The sequence below is a fragment of the Bacillus pseudomycoides DSM 12442 genome, assembly GCF_000161455.1.
GTDB classification, from domain to species: Bacteria; Bacillota; Bacilli; order Bacillales; family Bacillaceae_G; genus Bacillus_A; species Bacillus_A pseudomycoides.
This window is the reverse complement of sequence record NZ_CM000745.1, coordinates 5589496-5593451: the sequence shown is the minus strand read 5'-3', so window position 1 is coordinate 5593451 and position 3956 is coordinate 5589496. Positions and strand designations below refer to the sequence as shown.

Below are 3956 nucleotides of genomic sequence, written 5' to 3'. Positions count from 1 at the left end.
AAACTATACATATGGTAAAAAAAGGGCAACTTGTTATACTGGACAAGTCTGTCCAAAATCAAGTGAAGTTCATCCATCAACTATTTGGAATTGCTGCTTAAGACTAGATTTCACTAGGAAACTTTTTGCCTCTTTATATCTTTCCTAAGTATTTGCACCAGAACCCGAAAAAATAAGCAAACCGAACAAGCTAAAGAATAAACGGCCACTATTCGTATGTTGTTACGTGTGGAAAATAATAATAAATTTGTACAAGGAAAGGGGAAAGTTCGAAAGAATATCGAATCCTTTCTCATATCACAATACAATATGGAACAACGTTCAGGAGAATATATATTTTATGTTCCTTACACCACAATTCCAGATTTAGAACAAAAGGTAGGTATCATACAATCTGTCAGTGGCTATATTGATACAATAGAATAGTTATCCTTAATTGACTCAACTTCTTTCAAGATTTTTAGTAGATGAGTATAGCAATTTAAATAGAATCAATGAGCAAGCTGTAAAGAACATATTATACAAAAGAGCATCCTTTAAATGGATGCTCTTTTGCAACTCTTATTTCACATATAGAAAAGCTTCGTTTGCAGTAATATAGTACGTTTTACCTTTGCTATTGTGTACCTTATACTGCGGAGAACCATTTACACTTACCTTTGCATCAATTGCAAATCCTAATCCTGCATCTAAAGTACCAGCAACATCTTTATCCTGCCAAGATGGAGAATCATAGAAACGTAAGTTGGTTACTTTGGACACAATACGTTTTCCTACAATAGATGAATCCACTGTGCTTTTCTTATCGAATTTAACATAAGAAGAATCGTATTTAATCCATTGCTCTCCACCAAGGTTTAACCATCCATCTTTTTCAGCCCACACAATATATGATTCTGGTTTATTTAACTGACGAATAACAGAATAGCTTGCATCAGGACCTTTACGTAAGTTCACATTGTAGCCTTGAATGTACGCTAAACCATCAGTTACAGCAGTAGGCTTTTCTTCTGGTTTAGGTGGTTGCTCAGGAACAGAAACTTCAATATTAGCATTATTGTATGCATGCTTCACATCTGCACGGAATTGAGCTTCTGATACTCCGTGACTCCGTAAATAGTCTAGTGGGTCTTCGTGATCTGTACCGCCAAGATGATACATTACGTCGTTATGCGTCCATAGTCCTTTTTCTACGCTAATACCACGGTCGCGCAAAATCTTTGCAAGCAATTTCACGTATTTATCGTATGAACGTTTGAATTTTTCATAGTCTCGTGTTTCACATAACTCTACATGTACAAATCGTTTATTTGCACCAGGTCCTGCACCATATGCGATGTATTTTGTATTAGCAATCTGAATTATTTCGTTCCAATCGACTGCATAGTGAACGAATGCGTTGCGCCATGTACGAGACTCATACTTTTGAATATTAATAGCCGGTGCTTCTGGAGTTGCTGTACTATGCGCCACAACGCCCTCGTAAGCTCCTACGCCATAACGGTATGGCACTTTAGGTAAATCATCGATAATAAGCGTTCTACCAGCAAAAGCCCCTGTCGCAAAGCTTAACAGGAGCAATAGAGTCATAGATACAGAGAAAGCTAGTTTAATTGATTTTTTCATTAAGCATCTTCTCCTTTTTCTTCGTGGTCTGTCCAAATACCTAGAGCGATTCCAAATAAATAAACAGCCTTTTCCACCTTATCCAAGTTGCCTTCGAATCCGATCATTCCAAAGACTGATAAAATTAATCCAAAGCATGAAAAAAGCGCAACCCATGTTTTCCAGTTGCGCAAACGTTTTAAAATATTTTCTTTTGTAAGTGGCATATTTTAAACACCTCCTTTCAAGAGTAATCCAATAAGTGCTGTTACAATCGCACCAATGATAATCCGGAGAATCCAGGTAGTATTAGCGCTGATTTTATCTAACTGTTTATTAATGTTTATGATGTCTTTTTCGTTGCCTAAAGTACGTGACTCTAAGTTTCGAATATCCTGCTGCATTACTTTTTGTTCGGACTTAATATCTTTTTGATCTGATCTAATTTGTTGGATTTCTTGCTTTAACTCGATAATTTCTTGCATCGTTTCACTCCTTTCAAAATAAAAAAGACCAGCTTATTGCTGCTCTGTAGGTTCGGTTAGTGTTTCTTGTGGGTATTCTCCCAATAAAATATACTCAATTATTTAGTACTAGTTTGTCGTACAGACCCTCTCAAAGGTTCTGGTGCAAATATATGAAGAAGAACGCGGATAATAGTAGATTCCTAGTGAAATCGTATTTTATGCTATAAGTCTAAACACTTGGTGGATGAACTCTGGTCTTACCCCCGTCAAGTGGACAGCTGTAAAAAAAGACTATGCAGCCATCGAGATTCGATATTCAATCGGAGCTCGATGGTTAAGCCTTTTTTGGAATCGTTTGTAGTTGTAATGATAGATGTATGTTTCAATAGCTTGAATGAGTTCTTCCTTTGTTTGATAATAATTAAGATAAAACATTTCAGATTTAAAATGAGAGAAGAATGATTCAATGCAAGCATTGTCATGGCAGTTTCCTTTGCGGGAGTGGCTGCCGATGGCGCCTAGCTGTTGAAGCGTACGGTAATAAGCATGAGATGTATATTGGAATCCTTGATCTGAGTGGATGATGGTTCCATACACATCTCTTTTTTGTGCTGTTAAATCTAACGTTTTTAGGACAAGTTGTAAATCATTACGATGTGAGAGTTTCCAAGCAACGATTTCATTGTTATAAATGTCTTGAACGACCGAGAAATAGAGAAATTTATCTTTGAATGGCAAATAAGTGATATCTGTGACAAGTACCTCATTTGGTTTGCGGTTTCGGAATTGTTGTTCTACTACATTCGGAAAAACCTTTGAGGATTTCCCGTTAAAAAAGCGTCGCTTTTTACGGATGATTGACTGAATTTGAAGTTCTCGCATAAGTCTACATACTTTTTTGTGCTTCACTAAAAATCCAGCCTCTAGTAAGGCAATTTTCATGCGAGGATAACCGTATTCCTTGTGTTTTATGTGAATGGCTTGAATCTGTTCACGCAATGTATGATCCTTTGAAAGGCGTAATTGTCTTTGCGTACATGTTGAGCGCCACTTATAGTAGCTAGATCGATTTAACTGCGCAATGACGATCAGCCAGGTTACTTTGTATCGAGAACGTAGTTCTTCAATAATCTCGTACTTAGCCGTTTGAGCAAGAACACCTCCTATAGATTTGGATACTGCTTTTTTAAATAAGCCACCTGCGCCTTGTAGTATTCCAATTCTTCTTCCACACTATCGAATTTCGTACGAGGACGACCTTTCAAGAGGTTTTTTAAGCCGTTATTGCCGCCGTTGTTTCCCCGCAAGTCTGAAATATCGCCTGTTTCTTGATATCTCCGGACCCAATTCATTAACTGTGTTCTACTTTTCAGCTTATATTTCTTAGCTATAGCTGTTTGGCTACCTTCACCATTTAAATAACTTTTTACAACTTGTATCTTTAATTCATCTGAATAAGTTTGAAATTTATCCCCTTTTTTAACCATAATAAAATCCCCTCCAAGTAAAAGTGTAACATCCATGTTTATTCATAGTCTTTTTACACTGTCTACCTTAAGGGGATAATATCAGTGGTGAGTAGTTCAAGAAGTCTTTAAACAAACTAATCGCTGAACCGCTCCTTTCATTCTCGAATCGAGGCACGAAAACAACTTAGTGTATAGGACAACACTGCCATTTTTCATTTCCGGTCATGCCTTGATTCCAAAATAAAGATCCACTCAAACGAACGACTCTAATCTTTTATTCTTATCTAACATCGAAAGTTTGGAGCATTTTAAACTAAAATTAAAAGGCATGAGCCCTTTAAAATATCGGACCCATGCTCAAAAAGCTACTTAAATTTTTTGTCTAACTTTTTGGGTTCAATTCAATAAGAGCCGA

Annotated in this window: 5 protein-coding genes and 2 pseudogenes; 2 read left to right on the top strand and 5 right to left on the bottom strand. The window is 36.7% G+C overall.

Features of this window, described 5'->3' with window-relative positions; genetic code table 11:
* Both BPMYX0001_RS32530 and BPMYX0001_RS34805 read left to right on the top strand, forming a co-directional pair.
* Window positions 1-101: pseudogene (locus BPMYX0001_RS32530) on the top strand (IS6 family transposase); the annotation flags it as partial.
* Window positions 102-162: 61 nt separating this feature from the next.
* Window positions 163-390, top strand: a pseudogene (locus BPMYX0001_RS34805) (recombinase family protein); the annotation flags it as partial.
* A 171-nt stretch (window positions 391-561) separates the two neighbouring features.
* On the opposite strand, the gene BPMYX0001_RS28270 reads toward BPMYX0001_RS34805, so the two are convergent.
* The 5 genes from BPMYX0001_RS28270 to BPMYX0001_RS28250 form a co-directional block, all read right to left on the bottom strand.
* Window positions 562-1590 carry an N-acetylmuramoyl-L-alanine amidase gene (locus tag BPMYX0001_RS28270; RefSeq protein WP_371400323.1) on the bottom strand — a complete coding sequence of 343 codons (1029 nt, stop codon included), beginning with the start codon at window positions 1588-1590 and terminating at the stop codon, window positions 562-564.
* Window positions 1591-1625: 35 nt separating this feature from the next.
* Window positions 1626-1832: a hypothetical protein gene (locus tag BPMYX0001_RS28265; protein ID WP_006097577.1), complete on the bottom strand. Its 207-nt coding sequence runs from the start codon at window positions 1830-1832 to the stop codon at window positions 1626-1628.
* Between the two features lie 3 nt (window positions 1833-1835).
* Window positions 1836-2090 carry a hemolysin XhlA family protein gene (locus BPMYX0001_RS28260; protein WP_006097576.1) on the bottom strand — a complete coding sequence of 85 codons (255 nt, stop codon included), beginning with the start codon at window positions 2088-2090 and terminating at the stop codon, window positions 1836-1838.
* 273 nt (window positions 2091-2363) lie between these two features.
* Window positions 2364-3200 (bottom strand): IS3 family transposase, encoded by an 837-nt coding sequence (locus tag BPMYX0001_RS28255; protein ID WP_240517008.1) that lies wholly within the window; start codon window positions 3198-3200, stop codon window positions 2364-2366.
* A gap of 35 nt (window positions 3201-3235) precedes the next feature.
* Complete coding sequence (locus tag BPMYX0001_RS28250) at window positions 3236-3559, bottom strand: helix-turn-helix domain-containing protein (protein ID WP_033799527.1); 324 nt, start codon at window positions 3557-3559, stop codon at window positions 3236-3238.
* Window positions 3560-3956 lie beyond the last annotated feature (397 nt).